Annotated in this window: 12 protein-coding genes; 7 read left to right on the forward strand and 5 right to left on the reverse strand. The window is 67.5% G+C overall.

All coding sequences use genetic code 11. The features are described 5' to 3' along the window. Positions 1-73: 73 nt before the first annotated feature. A complete protein-coding gene (locus ASE31_RS10305; RefSeq protein WP_157412448.1) occupies positions 74-1201 on the reverse strand; it encodes an ABC transporter substrate-binding protein in 1128 nt (375 codons plus the stop codon). Positions 1202-1300: 99 nt separating this feature from the next. Further along, the gene (locus ASE31_RS10310; protein ID WP_057201570.1) at positions 1301-2419 is read right to left on the reverse strand and encodes an ABC transporter substrate-binding protein; all 1119 of its coding nucleotides are present in this window, start codon (positions 2417-2419) and stop codon (positions 1301-1303) included. A 181-nt stretch (positions 2420-2600) separates the two neighbouring features. Here ASE31_RS10310 and uvrA point away from each other — a divergent pair, with 181 nt between their 5' ends. The 4 genes from uvrA to ASE31_RS10330 all read left to right on the forward strand — a co-directional run bounded on the left by uvrA (position 2601) and on the right by ASE31_RS10330 (position 10640). Continuing rightward, complete coding sequence (gene uvrA / locus ASE31_RS10315) at positions 2601-8477, forward strand: excinuclease ABC subunit UvrA (protein WP_057201571.1); 5877 nt, start codon at positions 2601-2603, stop codon at positions 8475-8477. 221 nt (positions 8478-8698) lie between these two features. Next, on the forward strand, positions 8699-9403 hold the full coding sequence (locus ASE31_RS10320) for a hypothetical protein (protein ID WP_057201572.1): 705 nt from the start codon (positions 8699-8701) through the stop codon (positions 9401-9403). Between the two features lie 238 nt (positions 9404-9641). Then, on the forward strand, positions 9642-10142 hold the full coding sequence (locus ASE31_RS10325) for a hypothetical protein (protein WP_057201573.1): 501 nt from the start codon (positions 9642-9644) through the stop codon (positions 10140-10142). Between the two features lie 150 nt (positions 10143-10292). After that, on the forward strand, positions 10293-10640 hold the full coding sequence (locus ASE31_RS10330) for a hypothetical protein (protein WP_057201574.1): 348 nt from the start codon (positions 10293-10295) through the stop codon (positions 10638-10640). Between the two features lie 16 nt (positions 10641-10656). On the opposite strand, the gene ASE31_RS10335 is transcribed toward ASE31_RS10330, so the two are convergent. Both ASE31_RS10335 and ctlX read right to left on the reverse strand, forming a co-directional pair. Further along, positions 10657-11550 (reverse strand): SMP-30/gluconolactonase/LRE family protein, encoded by an 894-nt coding sequence (locus ASE31_RS10335; RefSeq protein ID WP_057201575.1) that lies wholly within the window; start codon positions 11548-11550, stop codon positions 10657-10659. 81 nt (positions 11551-11631) lie between these two features. Then, positions 11632-12558 (reverse strand): citrulline utilization hydrolase CtlX, encoded by a 927-nt coding sequence (gene ctlX / locus ASE31_RS10340; RefSeq protein ID WP_057201576.1) that lies wholly within the window; start codon positions 12556-12558, stop codon positions 11632-11634. 125 nt (positions 12559-12683) lie between these two features. Between ctlX and ASE31_RS10345 the strand changes: the two genes are divergently transcribed. Further along, positions 12684-13115, forward strand: coding sequence for an Lrp/AsnC family transcriptional regulator (locus ASE31_RS10345; protein ID WP_057201577.1), 432 nt, complete (start codon positions 12684-12686; stop codon positions 13113-13115). Between the two features lie 110 nt (positions 13116-13225). Continuing rightward, positions 13226-14194 carry a tripartite tricarboxylate transporter substrate binding protein gene (locus tag ASE31_RS10350; RefSeq protein ID WP_057202438.1) on the forward strand — a complete coding sequence of 323 codons (969 nt, stop codon included), beginning with the start codon at positions 13226-13228 and terminating at the stop codon, positions 14192-14194. 49 nt (positions 14195-14243) lie between these two features. On the opposite strand, the gene ASE31_RS10355 is transcribed toward ASE31_RS10350, so the two are convergent. Continuing rightward, positions 14244-15221: a magnesium and cobalt transport protein CorA gene (locus ASE31_RS10355; RefSeq protein ID WP_057201578.1), complete on the reverse strand. Its 978-nt coding sequence runs from the start codon at positions 15219-15221 to the stop codon at positions 14244-14246. A gap of 184 nt (positions 15222-15405) precedes the next feature. On the opposite strand from ASE31_RS10355, the gene ASE31_RS10360 reads away from it, so the two are divergent. Further along, positions 15406-15720 (forward strand): TorF family putative porin (locus ASE31_RS10360; RefSeq protein ID WP_235514394.1); only part of this gene is annotated, 315 nt, incomplete at its 3' end.

Raw genomic sequence — 15720 nt, forward strand, 5'->3', positions numbered from 1 at the left:
CAAGCCGTGGGCTTGTGCTGCGGCCCGATGCCAGTCGGAGATGCCCGCTGCACTGATGGCCGTGCAGTCCCCACTACCGTTTAAACCGGCCGTCCGTGCCGATGATGGAGAGGTCCGAGAAATCCAGGCCCGAGTGGTCGGTGCTGCTGTAGGAGAGGGTGAGTCCACCCATGTCCCAGTTGCGGATGCCCTCCAGGCCCGCGTGCAGCTTGGCGCGATCGGGCTTGGGGCCGGCGCGTTTGAGGCCTTCCACCAGCACCTTGGCGCTGACGAAGCCCTCCACCATGGCCGGGGTCAGTTCGCTCACGCCACCGGCCTTGGCCAGGTCCATGGCCTCCTTGATCAGCGCGTAGTTCACCGAGCGCTCGGAGGGGAAGACCTGCGTCACCACCACGCCGCGGGCGCTTTCACCCAGGGCTTTCACGAAGCCGCCCGAGGCGTTGTTCGACAGCGTCACGATCTGCCCCGTGACACCCGCGGTGCGCAGCGCCTTGATGCCGTCCACCACGGCGGCACCGGTGCCGACGAAGACCACGGCCTGGGGCTGCTTTTGCGCTACGCGCGGCGCGATGGCGGAGTAGTCGGGCTTGGCGCGGTCGAACTTTTCGATGAACAGGGCCTCGATGCCGTTGGCCTTGAAGCCGGCCTGGGCGCCTGCCAGCCCGTCGGCCCCGAAGGTGTCGTCCACGTGCACCACGCCGATCTTCCGGATACCCAGGGTGTTCAGGTGGGTGATGGATTTTTCCACCTCGCGCTGGTAGGTGGCGCGCACGTTGAAGACGTACTTGAGCACCGGCTTGTGCAGCACCATGGCGCCGGTGGACGGGCCGATGAGCGGCACGCCGTGCTGCTCCAGCACCGGCACGATGCCCTGGGTGTGGGGCGTGCCGCGCGTCATGAAGAGGCCGATCACGCCCTTCTGCTCGATCAGCGTGCGGGTGTTCTCCAGCGTCAGCTTGGGGTCGAACTTGTCATCGAGCGTGATGACCTCGACCTTCTGCCCGGCCACACCACCGCGTGCGTTGATGTGGTCGATATAAAGTGCCGCGCCTTTCATGGACTCCTGCACGGTGGCCGCGGCCGAGCCGGTCACGCCCACCGTCTGGCCGATCAGGATCTGCGCATGCACCGCGCCTCCCATGGCCAGCAGGGCGAAGACGGCGCTGGCCGTGAAGGGGTGGAGGGCGGCAGCGTTCTTCATGAGGACCCTTGCGGAGGTGCGTGCCAGTGTAGGGCGAAGGTGTGACAAATGGTAGCCAAAGATGCGCGACTGGTACCACCCCATGCACAAGACCGGGGCTCAGCGGCGGAACTTGCCGTCCGTGCCGATGATGGACAGGTCGGCAAAGTCCAGACCCGTGTGGTCGTCGGGGCTGTAGCTCAGCTCCAGGCCCCCGAGGTCGAACTTGCGAATGCCTTCCAGCGCCGCCTGGATCTTCTCGCGCGTGGGTTTGGGGCCGGCGCGCTTGAGGCCCTCGACCAGCACCTTGGCGGCGGCAAAGCCCTCGAGCATGGCCGGGCTGATGTCGCCCACGCCCTTGGCCTTGGCCAGTTCCTGCGCCTCCTTGACCATGCCGTAGGTGACGGCACGCTCGTTCGGGTACACCTGGGTCACGATCACGCCGCGTGCATTGGGCCCCAGGCTCTTGATGAAACCGCCCGAGGCATTGTTGGACAGGGTCACGATCTGCGCACCCGATCCCGCTGCACGCAGCGCGGTGCCGGCATCCACCACCGCCGAGCCCGAGGCGACCATCAGCACGGCCTGCGCCTGGGCCTTGGCGACCTTGGCGGCAATCGGCGCAAAGTCCGGTTTGGCGCGGTCGAACTTTTCCAGCACCACGGCGGTCAGCTTGCTGGCGGCCAGGCCCTTCTGGGCACCCGTCACGCCATCGGCACCAAAGCTGTCGTCGGCGTATATCACCGCGATGCGCGTGATGCCCATGGAGGCCAGGTGGGTCATGGCCTTCTCGGCCTCGCGCTGGTAGGTGGCACGCACATTGAAGATGTTCTTGCGCACCGGCTGGTGCAGCACCATGGCCCCCGTCGAGGGGCCGACCAGCACGACGCCGTGCTTGTCCAGCAGCGGAATCATGGCCTCGGTATGGGGCGTGCCGCGCGTGAGGAACATGGCCAGCACGTTCTTGTCCTCGATCAGCACACGGGCATTCTCTCCGGCCAGCTTGGGGTCGAACTTGTCATCCATCGAAACCAGCTCGATCTTCTGCCCGTTGACGCCCCCCTTGGCGTTGACGGCATCGATGAACAGCTTCGCGCCGTCCGAGGTTTCTTTCACCCCCGCCGCCACCTGGCCCGAGTAGCCTGCCGTCTGCCCGATCAGGAGCTGGGCATGGCCGGTGCCGCACAGCGCCGCTGCGAGGACGGCTGCGGTCCCCCATTGTTTCCATGTGGTGTTCATGGTTGTCTCCTTGAATTATCTGGTGACTCTAAACAGATGTTCTCCCTTTGCGAACCGGCATAACCCGACGCTGTGACAGGACTTGTCAGCAGATGTGCCGCCAGGGGCTATTGCAAGGGGCCCGGACGAAGGCTGCAGCGGTGCCTAGAATGTCCCGCCTCACCCTCGAAAGACTGCCTTCATGACCCAGGGACTGATCCGTATTCGCGGCGCACGCCAGCACAACCTCAAGAACCTGGATCTGGACATCCGCACCGGGGAACTCACGGTCGTCACCGGGCCCAGCGGCTCGGGCAAGTCCAGCCTGGTGTTCGACACGCTGTACGCCGAGGGCCAGAGGCGCTACGTGGAGACCTTCAGTGCCTATGCGCGCCAGTTCCTGGACCGCATGGACAAGCCGGCCGTGGACAAGGTCGAAGGCGTGCCGCCGGCCATCGCCATCGACCAGACCAACCCGGTGCGCAGCTCGCGCTCCACCGTGGGCACGATGACCGAGCTCAACGACCACCTGAAGCTGCTGTTCGCGCGCGCCGGCCAGCTGTTCGACCGCGAGACCGCCCAGCCGGTGCGCCACGACAGCCCCGAGACCATTTACGCCGAGCTGCAGCGCCGCTGCGCCACAGGCGGTGACCCGCGCGTCGTGCTCACCTTCCCGGTCGAACTGCCTGCCAACACCTCGGCCGAGCAGGTCGAGCAGTGGCTGTCGGCCAGCGGCTTCACCAAGGTGCAGGCCGAGCGCGAGGTGGCCACCCCCACCGGCCCGCGCAAGCTGCTCGATGTGGTGGCCGACCGCTTCCGCCTGGGCAATGCCGAGAAGGCGCGTGTGATCGAGGCCATCGAAGTGGCCTTGAAGCGCGGCACCGGGCGCCTCAATGTCTACCGCCTGGCCGATGCGCCCGAGGCCGAGCCCGAACTGTGGCGCTTTTCCACCGGGCTGCACTGTCCCGACAGCGACCTGCGCTACAGCGACCCGATCCCGTCGATGTTCTCGTTCAACTCCGCCGTGGGCGCCTGCGAGACCTGCCGCGGCTTTGGCCGCGTGATCGGAGTGGACTATGGGCTGGTGATCCCCAACGACAAGCTCACCTTGCGCGCCGGTGCCATCAAGACCATCCAGACCCCGGCGTGGAAAGAAGCGCAGGACGACCTCATGCGCCACGCCGAGGCGGCAGGTGTGCCGCGCGACACACCCTGGTACAAGCTGACCGAGGACCAGAAGAAATGGGTCATCGGCGGCACGCCCGGCTACAAGGACGGGCAGTGGAGCAAGCAGTGGTACGGCATCAAGCGCTTCTTCGAGTACCTGGAGAGCAAGGCCTACAAGATGCACATCCGGGTGCTGCTGTCCAAGTACCGCAGCTACACCCCATGCCCCACCTGTGCCGGGGCGCGCCTCAAGACCGAGAGCCTGCAGTGGCGCATCGGCAGCAAGGACGCGGCCGATGCAGTGCTCGAGCCCGGCCTGCGCTTCATGCCCGAGGGCGTGCAATGGAGCCGCGCCCAGCTTGAAGCCTTGCCGGGCCTGTGCCTGCACGACCTGATGCTGCTGCCCATCGACCGGCTGCGGCGCTTCTTCGACCGCATCGACTTCGTGGCCGCTGGCGGGCAGGGCAACGAGGGCGACGCCCAGGCCCTGAAGCTGCTGTTCGAGGAGATCACCACGCGCCTCAAATACCTGTGCGACGTGGGCATCGGCTACCTCACGCTGGACCGGCAAAGCCGCACCTTGAGCGGCGGCGAGGTGCAGCGCATCAACCTGACCACGGCGCTGGGCACCTCGCTGGTCAACACCCTGTTCGTGCTCGACGAGCCCAGCATCGGCCTGCACCCGCGCGACATGCACCGCATCACCGAGGCCATGCTGCGCCTGCGCGATGCGGGCAACACCCTGGTGGTGGTCGAGCACGACCCCGCCGTGATGCTCGCGGCCGACCGCATGATCGACATGGGCCCCGGCCCGGGCCGCCTGGGCGGGCAGATCGTCTTTGACGGCACCACGGCCGACCTGCGCCACGCCGATACCCTCACCGGCGCCTACCTGAGCGGGCGCAAGCACGTGGGCTTCGGCTTCAAGCGCATGGTGACCGAGGCCACGCCGCGCCTGGTGCTCGAAGGCGCGCGCGAGCACAACCTGAAGGACGTGTCGGTGGAGTTCCCGCTGCAGCGCCTGGTCACCGTCACCGGCGTCAGCGGCTCGGGTAAGTCGAGCCTGATCCAGGACGTGCTGGCCCCCGCGCTGCTGCGCCACTTCGGCAAGGCCACCGATTCACCGGGCGCGCACGAGCGCATGCTCGGCGCCGACCACCTGTCGGACGTGGTGTTCGTGGACCAGTCGCCCATTGGCAAGACGGCGCGCTCCAACCCCGTGAGCTACGTGGGCGCGTGGGACAGCGTGCGCGAGCTGTTCGCCGTGGCACCCTTGTCGAAGCAGCGCAGCTACACCGCCGCCAAGTTCAGCTTCAACAGCGGCGACGGGCGCTGCCCGACCTGCGGCGGCTCGGGTTTCGAGCATGTGGAGATGCAGTTCCTGTCCGACGTGTACCTGCGCTGCCCCGATTGCGATGGCAAGCGCTACCGGCCCGAGATCCTGGAGATAACCATCGAGCGCGGCGGCCGCGCGCTCAACGTGGCCGACGTGCTGGCCCTCACGGTGGCCGAGGCGGCGGACCTGTTCGCCAGCGACCGCGACGTGATCCGTGCGCTGCAGCCCATCGTCGACGTGGGGCTCGAGTACGTGGCCCTGGGTCAGCCCGTGCCCACGCTGTCGGGCGGCGAGGCACAGCGCCTCAAGCTCGCGGGCTTTCTGGCCGAGGCGGCGCGCACGGCGGCCAAATCGCGCCAGGCGATTGCGCGCAAGGGCACGCTGTTCCTGTTCGACGAACCCACCACGGGCCTGCACTTCGACGACATCGCCAAGCTCATGCGCGCCCTGCGCAAGCTCATCGATGCGGGCCACTCGCTGATCGTGATCGAGCACAACCTGGACGTGATCCGTGCCAGCGACTGGCTCATCGACCTGGGCCCTGAGGGCGGCGACGGCGGCGGCCTGGTGGTGGCCGAGGGCACACCCGAGGACGTGCGCCAGCACGCCACCTCGCACACCGGCCAGGCGCTGCGCGACTACGAGCTGACCTTGGGGGCCGGTGGCCACTCGGTGCACGAGAAGGCGGCGGTGCTGCGCAACCAGCAGCGCCTGGCCCATACCGGCCAGGCCAACACCGCCAAGAGCGCCATCGAGATCATCAACGCCAAGGAACACAACCTCAAGAACCTGAGCGTGGACATCCCGCGCGGCCGCTTCAATGTGGTGACGGGCGTGAGCGGCTCGGGCAAGTCCACGCTGGCCTTCGACATTCTGTTCAACGAAGGCCAGCGGCGCTACCTCGAATCGCTCAACGCCTATGCGCGCAGCATCGTGCAGCCTGCGGGCCGGCCCGAGGTGGATGCCGTCTACGGCATCCCACCCACCGTGGCCATCGAGCAGCGCCTGTCGCGCGGGGGGCGCAAGTCCACCGTGGGCACCACCACCGAGGTCTGGCACTTTTTGCGCCTGCTGTACGTCAAGCTGGGCACGCAGCACTGCGTGAAGGACGGTGCCGCCGTGCAGCCGCAGACGCCCGAGAGCATTGCCGCCCAGCTGATGCGCACGTTCCGCGGCCAACACATCGGCCTGCTCGCCCCGCTGGTGATGAACCGCAAGGGCGTGTACACCGAGCTGGCGGACTGGGCGCGCCCGCGCGGCTTCACGCACTTGCGGGTGGACGGCAACTTTTTGCCCACCACGGGTTTCCCGCGCATCGACCGCTTCAAGGAGCACACCATCGAGCTGCCCGTGGCCAGCATCGACGTGTCGGCCGAGGGCGAGGCGCTGCTGCGCGAATCGCTGGCCCAGGCGCTCACGCATGGCAAGGGCGTGGTGCACGTGCTCAGCAGCCTCGAAGGCCTGCGCGAGGCCATGGTCGCCGGCACGCCCACGGCGGCCATCGGCACGCTGCAGGCGTTCTCGACCAAGCGCGCCTGCCCGGTGTGCGCCACCTCGTATGCCGAACTCGACCCGCGCCTGTTCAGCTACAACAGCAAGCACGGCTGGTGCCCCGATTGCGTGGGCACGGGCGTCAAGCTCACCAAGGACCAGCGCAAGGTGTTCGACGACTCGGTGCAGGACGACAAGGAAAAGGGCCGCGAGCAGACCTTTGCCGAACCCGAGGTCGAGGACCTGGCCGATACCGCGTGCCCCGGCTGCCAGGGCACGCGCCTGAACGCCACGGCGCGCGCCGTGCGCTTTGCGGGTATCGGCATCACCGACATCGCGGCCCTCTCGGTCACCGACGTGCGCCGCTGGGTCGAGACCCTGCAGATCGAGGGCGGCATGAGCCGGCGCGAGGCCGATATCGCCCGCGACCTGGTGCCCGAGATCAAGAGTCGGCTCGAATTCCTCGAAGAGGTGGGCCTGGGCTACCTCACGCTGGACCGCGGCGCACCCACGCTCTCGGGCGGCGAGGCGCAGCGCATCCGCCTGGCGGCGCAGCTGGGCAGCAACCTGCAGGGCGTGTGCTATGTGCTCGACGAGCCCACCATCGGCCTGCATGCGCGCGACAACCAGATTTTGCTCAACGCCCTGCACAAGCTCGGCGACAAGGGCAATACCCTGGTGGTGGTGGAGCATGACGAGGACACCATACGCCGTGCCGACCACATCATCGACATCGGCCCGAGCGCCGGCAAGCACGGCGGGCGCCTGGTGGCGCAAGGCAGCGTGGCCGACATCACGGCCGCCGAAGATTCGCAGACCGGCCGCTACCTGCTGCACGCCATGAAGCACCCGCTGCAGCTGCGCCGCAGCATGCTGCCGAGCGAGCTGAGCGCCGCCGACGCCGCCTTGGGCGATCCCGTGGACGCACCCAAGGGCCGGCAAAGCGCGGCGGTCAAGAAGCGCGCCGCGCAGGCTGCGGCCCTCACGGCACAGGCCCTGGACGATGCCAAGGCGCGAGCCGCCATCCGCTGGCTCACCGTGCATGGCGCGCACCTGCACAACCTGCAGAACGTGACGGCCACCGTGCCGTTGCACCGCCTGGTGGCCGTCACGGGCGTGAGCGGCTCGGGCAAGTCCACGCTGGCGCGCGACGTGCTGCTGACCAATGTCCAGGCCTGGGTGCAGCAGCGCTCGACCAAGGCCGGGCGCGACGCCATGGACGCGGGCAAGGCCCCGGCACTGGTGGGTTGCACGGGCCTGGCGGGCTTCGAGTCGGTGGACCGGGTGCTGGAAGTGGACCAGACCCCCATCGGCAAGACGCCACGCTCCTGCCCCGCCACCTACATCGGCTTCTGGGACACCATCCGCAAGCTGTTTGCAGAGACGCTGGAGGCCAAGGCACGCGGCTACGCCGCCGGGCGCTTCAGCTTCAACACCGGCGAGGGCCGCTGCCCGACCTGCGAAGGCCAGGGCATCCGCACCATCGCCATGAGCTTTCTGCCCGATGTGAAGGTGCCTTGCGAGGCCTGCCACGGCGCGCGTTTCAACCCCGAGACGCTGGCGGTGACCTGGCGCGGCAAGAGCATCGGCGACGTGCTGCAGATGGAGGTGGACGAGGCGGTGGACTTCTTCGCCGCCATGCCCAGCATTGCGCATCCGCTGCAACTGCTCAAGGACGTGGGCCTGGGTTACCTCACGCTGGGCCAGCCCTCTCCCACGCTCTCGGGCGGCGAGGCGCAGCGCATCAAGCTCGTGACCGAGCTGACCAAGGTGCGCGACGAGGTGGGCCGCCGTGGCCAGAAGGCACCGCACACGCTGTACGTGCTCGATGAACCCACGGTGGGCCTGCACATGGCCGACGTGGACAAGCTCATCCGCGTGCTGCACCGCCTGGTCGACGGCGGGCACAGCGTGGTGGTGATCGAGCACGACCTGGATGTGATCGCCGAAGCCGACTGGATCATCGACCTGGGGCCCGAAGGGGGCAAGGAAGGGGGTCGCATCGTGGCCGCCGCGGCGCCAGAGGCGGTAGTTCAGCTGGGTACGCATACCGGGGTTGCGCTGGCACCGGTGCTTGCGCGCTGAGGGTTTGGGGACAAAGCACGGCCCTCGGTAGCGGGGCCGGGTTGGGGACAGGAGGCCAGGGGCCCAACCCACGCAGGGGTTGGGCGAAGTCCTACGGGAGGCGCGGAACTCGGCGCACGCGGCCGGGGCGGGGAAAAACCTACTCTTCGTTTCATGGGTAACGGCGGATAGGCGCCAAGCCCAAAAGCCCTGACCCACCCCCTAACTACCCGCCTACTGCCATGACCTCACACACCAAAACCCTGACTGCCCTGGCCCTCGTATCGGTACTGCTCACCGCCTGCGGCGGTGGTGGCGGTGGCGGTGGTAGCGGCAGTTTCAGCAGCACCAGCAGCAGCGAAGTCGCCCTCGCCGCCGACCCCGATCCCAGCACCGAGCCCGGCGTTCTGACCGTGACCGATGCAACCATTCCCAGCCTCAATGGCGTCTACGGCAGCGGGCAGCTCACGCTGACCGAGGTGTACTACCAGCAAGCGATGGGCGTGAAGCCTGCTGTGTGTGCCTACCAGTTCAAGGGGGCCGACAAGGTAGACGCCACCGCCACCGCCGCCACGGGGACGACCGGCACCGCGACGGTCGGCACGACGACCAGCACGCCTGTGTCCATCGTCGCTGCGTCCACCACGCAGGCCGCTGTGGTGGGCAGCATCACCGCACCCGTTTCGCTCACCGACGCGGGCCCTGCCGTTCCCACCGCCTTCGGCAAGATCACCTACCGCCCTTCGGCCACCGGTCTGTATTTCGCTTTCCTGACCTTCAACGGCAAGGAATACGCCAGCGGCGACTCCGTGGACACCCTGGTGGACCGCTCCGGCAACCTGGTGCGTTTCACCAGCAAGACCATGACGGCGACCGATGGATCCACCGATACCCTGAAGCTGACGGCCATCATTCCCCTGCACGCCACCCGCAATGCCAATTGCTGACCTGGTGGCACAGGCATCGCCTGCACGCACCGGGATTCCCGGTGGACCCCCTCGACCGGCCTCTTCAGTCTCCGGCCGTTCGTTGGCCCGCGTCCCGATGGGAAGCGGGCTTTTTTGTTGGATGTGCGGCCTGCGCTGTAGGCGCGGGTCCTACGCGCGGCATGGGCGTTGGCGCACGCGGCCGGCGGGATCTCGCTCCTACGATGCCCCTACCAACCACCCGACAAAGCCGCCCGCCATGAACTCCCTTCTCAAGACCTGTTCCGCCATTGCCGCCGCCAGCACGCTGCTCGTTGCCTGCGGCGGCGGCAACAGCGACGACCCCACGCCCAGCAACGAACCGGGCGTGCTCACGGTGGGCAATGCCACTCTGCCTGGGCTCAATGGCGTGTATGGCAATGGCGCCCTCAACCTGACCGAGGTCGACAAGAAGAATCCCGTGGGCTCGGTGCCGGAGCTGTGCACCTTCCGCTTCGATGGTGCGAACAAGGTGGGCTCCAGCGAAACCGCCTTCGGTGACGTGCGCTACCGCCCGGATGCCACCGGCCTGCACCAGATCTTCGTGACCTTTGCCGGCAAGGAGTACAGCAATGGCGACACGGTGGACACCACGGTCGCGCGTGATGCCAACCAGGTGCGCCTGACCAGCAAAACGCTCACCGCCACCGACGCTTCGGGCAACACCCTGCAGGTCAGCGGCGTCATTCCCATGCGTCCCAACCGTCCCTTCGGCTGCTGACCCGCGCGCCATCCTCCTCCCATCTGTTTTCCCCCCTCGGCCGGCGAGTCCCCTCCCACCGGTCATTGGCCCCGTTCATCCTGGTGGTGGACGGGGTCTCTTTTTTTGGCGGCGCCGTCACAATGGAGTGGCTTTCCCCTTGTCACTACCATGCTGCCCTCGCCCCCTTCCCCGTCGCCCCAGGTGGTGTGGCTGCACCCCGAGGCGCCGCCCAAGCCGGCGCAGGGCGCGCCCTGCAATGGCTGCGGCCTGTGCTGCCTGGCAGAGCCCTGCCCGTTGGGCGTGCTGGTGTCGCGCCGGCGTACCGGCGCGTGCGCCGCATTGCGCTGGAGCGATGGCGAGGGCCGCTACCTGTGCGGCATGGTGGCCGATCCGGGCGGGGTGACCGGCTTCACCCATCCCTGGATGGTGCGGGCCATGGCCGCGTGGGCCCGGCGCTCGATTGCCGCCGGGGTGGGCTGTGACGCGCAGCTGCACGCCGAGGCACCGCCGCGCTGAACAGGGCCTGGGCTTGCTACCAGCCTGCGCCGGGTACATCCACCTGGGTGGTCCAGATCGCGGCTTCGCGGGCGGCCTTGCGTGCATGCTCGGCAAAGTCGGGGGCGGTGCACAGGAACAGGGTCTTGCCGTCCGGCCCGCCCAGCGTGCAGGCGTAGACGCCCATGTCACCGGTGGAAACCTCGGCCAGCACCTTGCCGCCTTCGGCCACGCGCAGGACGCGGTGGCCCAGGGCGTCTGCGGCCCAGACGGCACCTTCGGCGTCGAGCGTTGCGCCATCGGGCGCCACCTTGAGCTGGGCCATCACGGCCGAAAGCTCCTGGCCCTCGGGCGCGGGGGCAAACGTGGCCCAGTCGCGGCGCGGCCCCAGGCTGCCGTCGGCCGCTATGCTGAAGGCGGAGAGCCGGTTGCCCAGGGTCTCCGCCACGATCAGGGTGCCGCCGTCGGGCGTGATCATGGCGCCGTTGGGGAAGAACAGGCCGTCGGCCACCACGCTCACGGTGCCATCGGGCGCCACCCGCGCCAAGCGAGCGGTGCTCACCGTGGCGCCGCTCATCAGGTCGAAGCCGAAATTGCCCACATAGGCATTGCCATGCCGGTCCACCACCATGTCATTGGTGTTGGCCGTGGCAATGGTCGACAGGTCGGCGTGCTGTACCAGCGTGCCGTCGGTCTCCAGGCGCATCAGACGGCGGTCGCGCATGGAGACCACCAGCAACCGCCCATCTGGCAGCCAGCCCAGGCCCGAGGGCTGCCCTGGCACCTCGGTGATCTTTTCCACCTGGCCCGCCATGTCGGTGGCGATCACCTGGTGCGTGTAGAAGTCCGACAGCCAGAGGCGGCCGTCGCGCCAGCGCGGCGCCTCGAGAAAGCTGTAGCCCGATATCAGGGTGGAAAAGGCAGTGGCCATGGTGTCGTGTCTCCTGCGGTCGTTGTGGTTGGGTCGATCCTGCGGTGCCGTTCATCCTAGACCGCATGGAGCGCGAGGCTGTCACCTGCGCGCCAGGTGGATGCCTGCCAGCATGCAGCGCACCGAACCTCCAGCGAGTTCGATGGTGGGAACGGCCAGGGGGAGCAGGGCGGCGCTGCGCTTGATCACGGCTTTCTGCTCGGCGGTGAGGCTGGCCGCTGCGCGCGCCGACAGCGCCAGCACCCGCCCCTGCGCGCCCGAGAGCTCCAGTGCGTTGCCCGCGAAGTCGCCGATCTGCTGCGCGTTCAGCTCCACCAGCGCGCGGCCCGATTCGGCGAGGCGATCCCGTACGGCCTGGCGGCGCGCTGGGTCGCTGATCAGGTGGAAGCCACCCAGCGCAAAGTCGGTGCCGATGCACAGCATCACATTGGTGTGGTAGCAGGGCCGGCCCTGCGCATCGGCCGTGGCGAAGGCCATGGGCTCGTAGTTGAAGTGGGTGCAAAAGCGCTCCAGCGCCACCGGGTTGGCGCGGTTCGACTGCGCGGTGTAGGCCACGCGCGCGATGTGGTCGAGCACCATGGCACCGGTGCCTTCGAGGAACATGCCGTCCTGCTCCAGGCCCGAGTAGTCGATCACATCCTGCACACGGTATTCGGCCTTGAGCATCTCGATCACGTCTGCGCGCCGCTCGCGCCGGCGGCTCTCGGCGAACATGGGGTACAGGGCCACATGCCCGCCAGCGTGGGTGGAAAACCAGTTGTTGGGGAACACCGCGTCCGGCGCATCGCGCTCGCCGGTGTCGTCGAACAGGTGCACGCGCACACCGGCGGCTTGCAGTTGGGCCGAGGCGGCGGTCACCTCGGCGTGGGCGCTGCGGGCGATGGCGTCGCGCGTTTGGGCCGCGCGCGACTGGAAGGCGTTGTCCGCCGCCGTTTCGGGGTTGGGGTGAAAACGGTGCGGACGCACCATCACGGCGGCACACGGGGCTTGGGCGGAGGGATGGGGCATGGGAAGTCAGGAGGGTGGATGCAGGGCGGTGCCGGAAATTCTCCAGGGAGCCCGCGCTACACAACAGTCATCAAACTGGTCAAAATGCGCTGAAAATTGGCGTAATGCCACTTCACTGAATCACTATGAGCAATCTCGACGACACCGACCGCGAAATCATCGGCATCCTGCGCACCGACGCCCGCACACCCGTGGCCGTGCTCGCGCAAAAGCTGCGCGTATCGCGCGGCACGGTGCAGAACCGCCTGCGCAAGATGGAGGACAGCGGCGTGATCACCGGTTACACCGTGCGCCTGCGCCCGGATTCGGAGCCCCAGCGCATACGCGCCTGGATGAGCATCGCCGTGGAGGGCAATGCCGCGCCCGAGGTCATCCGCGCGCTGCGCGGCGAGCCCACGGTAGGCACCTTGCACAGCACCAATGGCCGCTGGGACATCGTGGCCGAGGTGCGGGCCGAGAGCCTGGAGGCCTTCGACATGGCGCTGGGGCGCATTCGCCTCACGCCGGGCATCGGCAACACCGAGACCAGCATCCTGCTGTCGACCTACAAGGCCTGAGCCAGACAAGGTGTGCCTCATTGGCGACAGGAGCTAGGGAGTTTCCTGCATGCCCATGCAGGCGGGACTGCAGTCCAATGCAGGGATCTATGTCTTTCAAGGATCCCACCATGCAACGCCGCCGCCAGATCATCCAGTGGGGTGCCGCCGCAGTGGCCGCGCCCGCCTCTTTGCTGGCCCGTGCCCAGAGCTTTCCGAACAAGCCGATCAAGCTCGTGATCGCCTTCCCTGCGGGCGGGCCCACCGACATCACCATGCGCTCCTTGGCCGATAGCGCCGGCAAGATCCTGGGCCAGCCCGTGATCGTGGAAAACAAGCCCGGTGCCGGTGGCACGCTGCCCGCGCAGCAATTGCAAAGCGCGGCGCCCGATGGCTACACCGTGGCGCAGATTCCGCTCGGTGTGTTCCGCCTGCCCTACACCACCAAGATCAACTGGGACCCGGTCAAGGACATCGCCTACGTGCTCAACGTGACGGGTTACGCCTTCGGCCTGGTGGTGCCCGCCGACTCGCAGCTCAAGACCTGGACGCACTTCGTGGCCTGGGCCAAGGCCAATCCCGGCAAGCTCAGCTACGGCTCCACCGGCACCATGACCAGCCCGCACCTGACCATGGAGCTCATTGCCCAGCAACTGGGGCTGGAACTGCTGCATGTGCCCTACAAGGGCAGCGCCGACCTGATGCAGTCCATTCTGGGCGGGCAGATCATGGCCGCGGCCGACTCCACGGGCTTTGCGCCGCAGGTCGAGGCGGGCAAGCTGCGCGTGCTCAACACCTGGGGGGCCGAGCGCCTGGCCAAGTTCCCCGATGCGCCCACGCTCAAGGAGCTGGGACTCAACCTGGTGCAAAACTCGCCGTTCGGCATCGGCGCGCCCAAGGGCACGCCCGACGCCGTGGTCAAGCGCCTGCACGACGCCTTCAAGAAGGCCATGGAGCAGGAAAGCTACCGCACGGCCCTGGCCCGCTACGACATGGTGCCCATGTACATGAGCACCTCGGCCTACCAGAAGTTTGCGCAGGACACCTTCGCACGCGAGAAAGCGCTGGTCGAGAAGCTGGGGCTGGCCAAGCCGTCCTGACCCGAAGGCGGTGGCTCTGACCCTCTCTGCACCTTTGGCGCAGAGAGGGTCAGAGCCAGCCGGCCTTGCGGAACCGGTAGTACAGGAAACCGCACGCAGCGCCGATGGCGGCCAGGGCCGCCGCATAGCCATAGCGCCACTTGAGCTCGGGCATGTGCTCGAAGTTCATGCCCCAGATGCCGGCGAAGGCCGTGCACACCGCGAACAGGCTGGCCCAGGCGGCCAGGCGCTTGACGACCTCGCCGTCCTCGATGGTCACCATCGACAGGTTGACGTGAATGGCCGTGCCGATGGAGTCGCGGATGGAGTCGATGGAGGCGTTGATGCGGCCCAGGTGGTCCACCACGTCGCGAAAATACTCCTGCGAGGCGTTGCACAGTTGCGGTACGCGCCCGCCGTGCAGCCTGCCCGCGCTCTCCAGCAGCGGTGCCACCACATGCTTGAGCACCGTCAGCCGCTGCTTGAGCGCATACAGCCGCTGCACACTGCCGCGCGCCTCGCCCTGGGACGAGAAGATCTGCTGCTCGATGGTCTCCAGCTCGACTTCGAGCGCGTCGATGACGGGGAAATAGCGGTCCACCACCGCATCCATCAGCGCGTAGAGCACGAAGCCCGGCCCGGTGGCCAGCAGTTCGGGCTCGCGCTCGCAGCGCTGGCGCACGTCGGTGAAGCCCTGCTCGCTGCGGTTGCGCACCGAGATCACGTAGTTGCTGCCCACAAAGACATTGAGCTCGCCGATGCGCGCCGGCGTGGCGTTCAGGCCATCGATCTCCAGCAGGTGCAGCACCACGAAGAGCGAGTCGCCGTACTCCTCCACCTTGGGCCGTTGGTGGCCGTGCTGGGCATCCTCGATGGCCAGCGGGTGCAGGTGGAAGGCCTGCTGCAGTTTGGCCAGCTCCTGTTCGGTGGCATCGTGCAGGGCCACCCAGACGAAGCAATTGGGCAAGGCGATGTGCTCGCCGATCTCGCTGACGGGGATGTCGGCAAGCTTGGTTCCGTTTTCATAGACAACGCAGTTGATCAGCATGTCGGCTCCGGGCGCAGGGGGATGGCAACGATCTTGCCATTGCATCGCATGGCGGTGCGTACGCGCGGGTGGCTGGGCGGCATTTCTGGCAAAAGCTTTACGCCAGGTGCCGAAGTTTTTATGCGGTCTTTATGGGCGCCTGCCTACGCTCAAGCCCCTGTCCATCTGCGTTTGATTGCAAGCCATGAAATTTCCCCGCACCCCTTTCGCTGTTGCCCTGCTGGCCGTATTCCCCCTGCTGGCCAGTGCCCAGCTCACCGGCAGCGTAACCCTGACCACGAACTACAAGTTCCGTGGCCAGGACCAGGATGCCTCCAAGGCCCGGGCCATCAAGCCCGCGATCCAGGGCGGCTTCGACTACGCCTTCGGCGAATCCGGTTTCTACGTCGGCAACTGGAACTCCAGCGTCGACTGGCTGCCCCGCAACTCCATCGAGTCCGACATCTACGGCGGCTACAAGTTCAAGGCCGGCTCCGTCGACCTGGACGTGGGTGCCCTG

The sequence above is a fragment of the Acidovorax sp. Root217 genome (genome assembly GCF_001428645.1).
Lineage (GTDB): Bacteria > Pseudomonadota > Gammaproteobacteria > Burkholderiales > Burkholderiaceae_C > Acidovorax.

Coding starts and splice junctions, on each gene's coding strand:
- ASE31_RS10305 (WP_157412448.1), bottom strand. CDS start 1,201: ATGAAGAACGCTGCCGCCCTCCACCCCTTCACGGCCAGCGCCGTCTTC.
- ASE31_RS10310 (WP_057201570.1), bottom strand. CDS start 2,419: ATGAACACCACATGGAAACAATGGGGGACCGCAGCCGTCCTCGCAGCG.
- uvrA (WP_057201571.1), top strand. CDS start 2,601: ATGACCCAGGGACTGATCCGTATTCGCGGCGCACGCCAGCACAACCTC.
- ASE31_RS10320 (WP_057201572.1), top strand. CDS start 8,699: ATGACCTCACACACCAAAACCCTGACTGCCCTGGCCCTCGTATCGGTA.
- ASE31_RS10325 (WP_057201573.1), top strand. CDS start 9,642: ATGAACTCCCTTCTCAAGACCTGTTCCGCCATTGCCGCCGCCAGCACG.
- ASE31_RS10330 (WP_057201574.1), top strand. CDS start 10,293: ATGCTGCCCTCGCCCCCTTCCCCGTCGCCCCAGGTGGTGTGGCTGCAC.
- ASE31_RS10335 (WP_057201575.1), bottom strand. CDS start 11,550: ATGGCCACTGCCTTTTCCACCCTGATATCGGGCTACAGCTTTCTCGAG.
- ctlX (WP_057201576.1), bottom strand. CDS start 12,558: ATGCCCCATCCCTCCGCCCAAGCCCCGTGTGCCGCCGTGATGGTGCGT.
- ASE31_RS10345 (WP_057201577.1), top strand. CDS start 12,684: ATGAGCAATCTCGACGACACCGACCGCGAAATCATCGGCATCCTGCGC.
- ASE31_RS10350 (WP_057202438.1), top strand. CDS start 13,226: ATGCAACGCCGCCGCCAGATCATCCAGTGGGGTGCCGCCGCAGTGGCC.
- ASE31_RS10355 (WP_057201578.1), bottom strand. CDS start 15,221: ATGCTGATCAACTGCGTTGTCTATGAAAACGGAACCAAGCTTGCCGAC.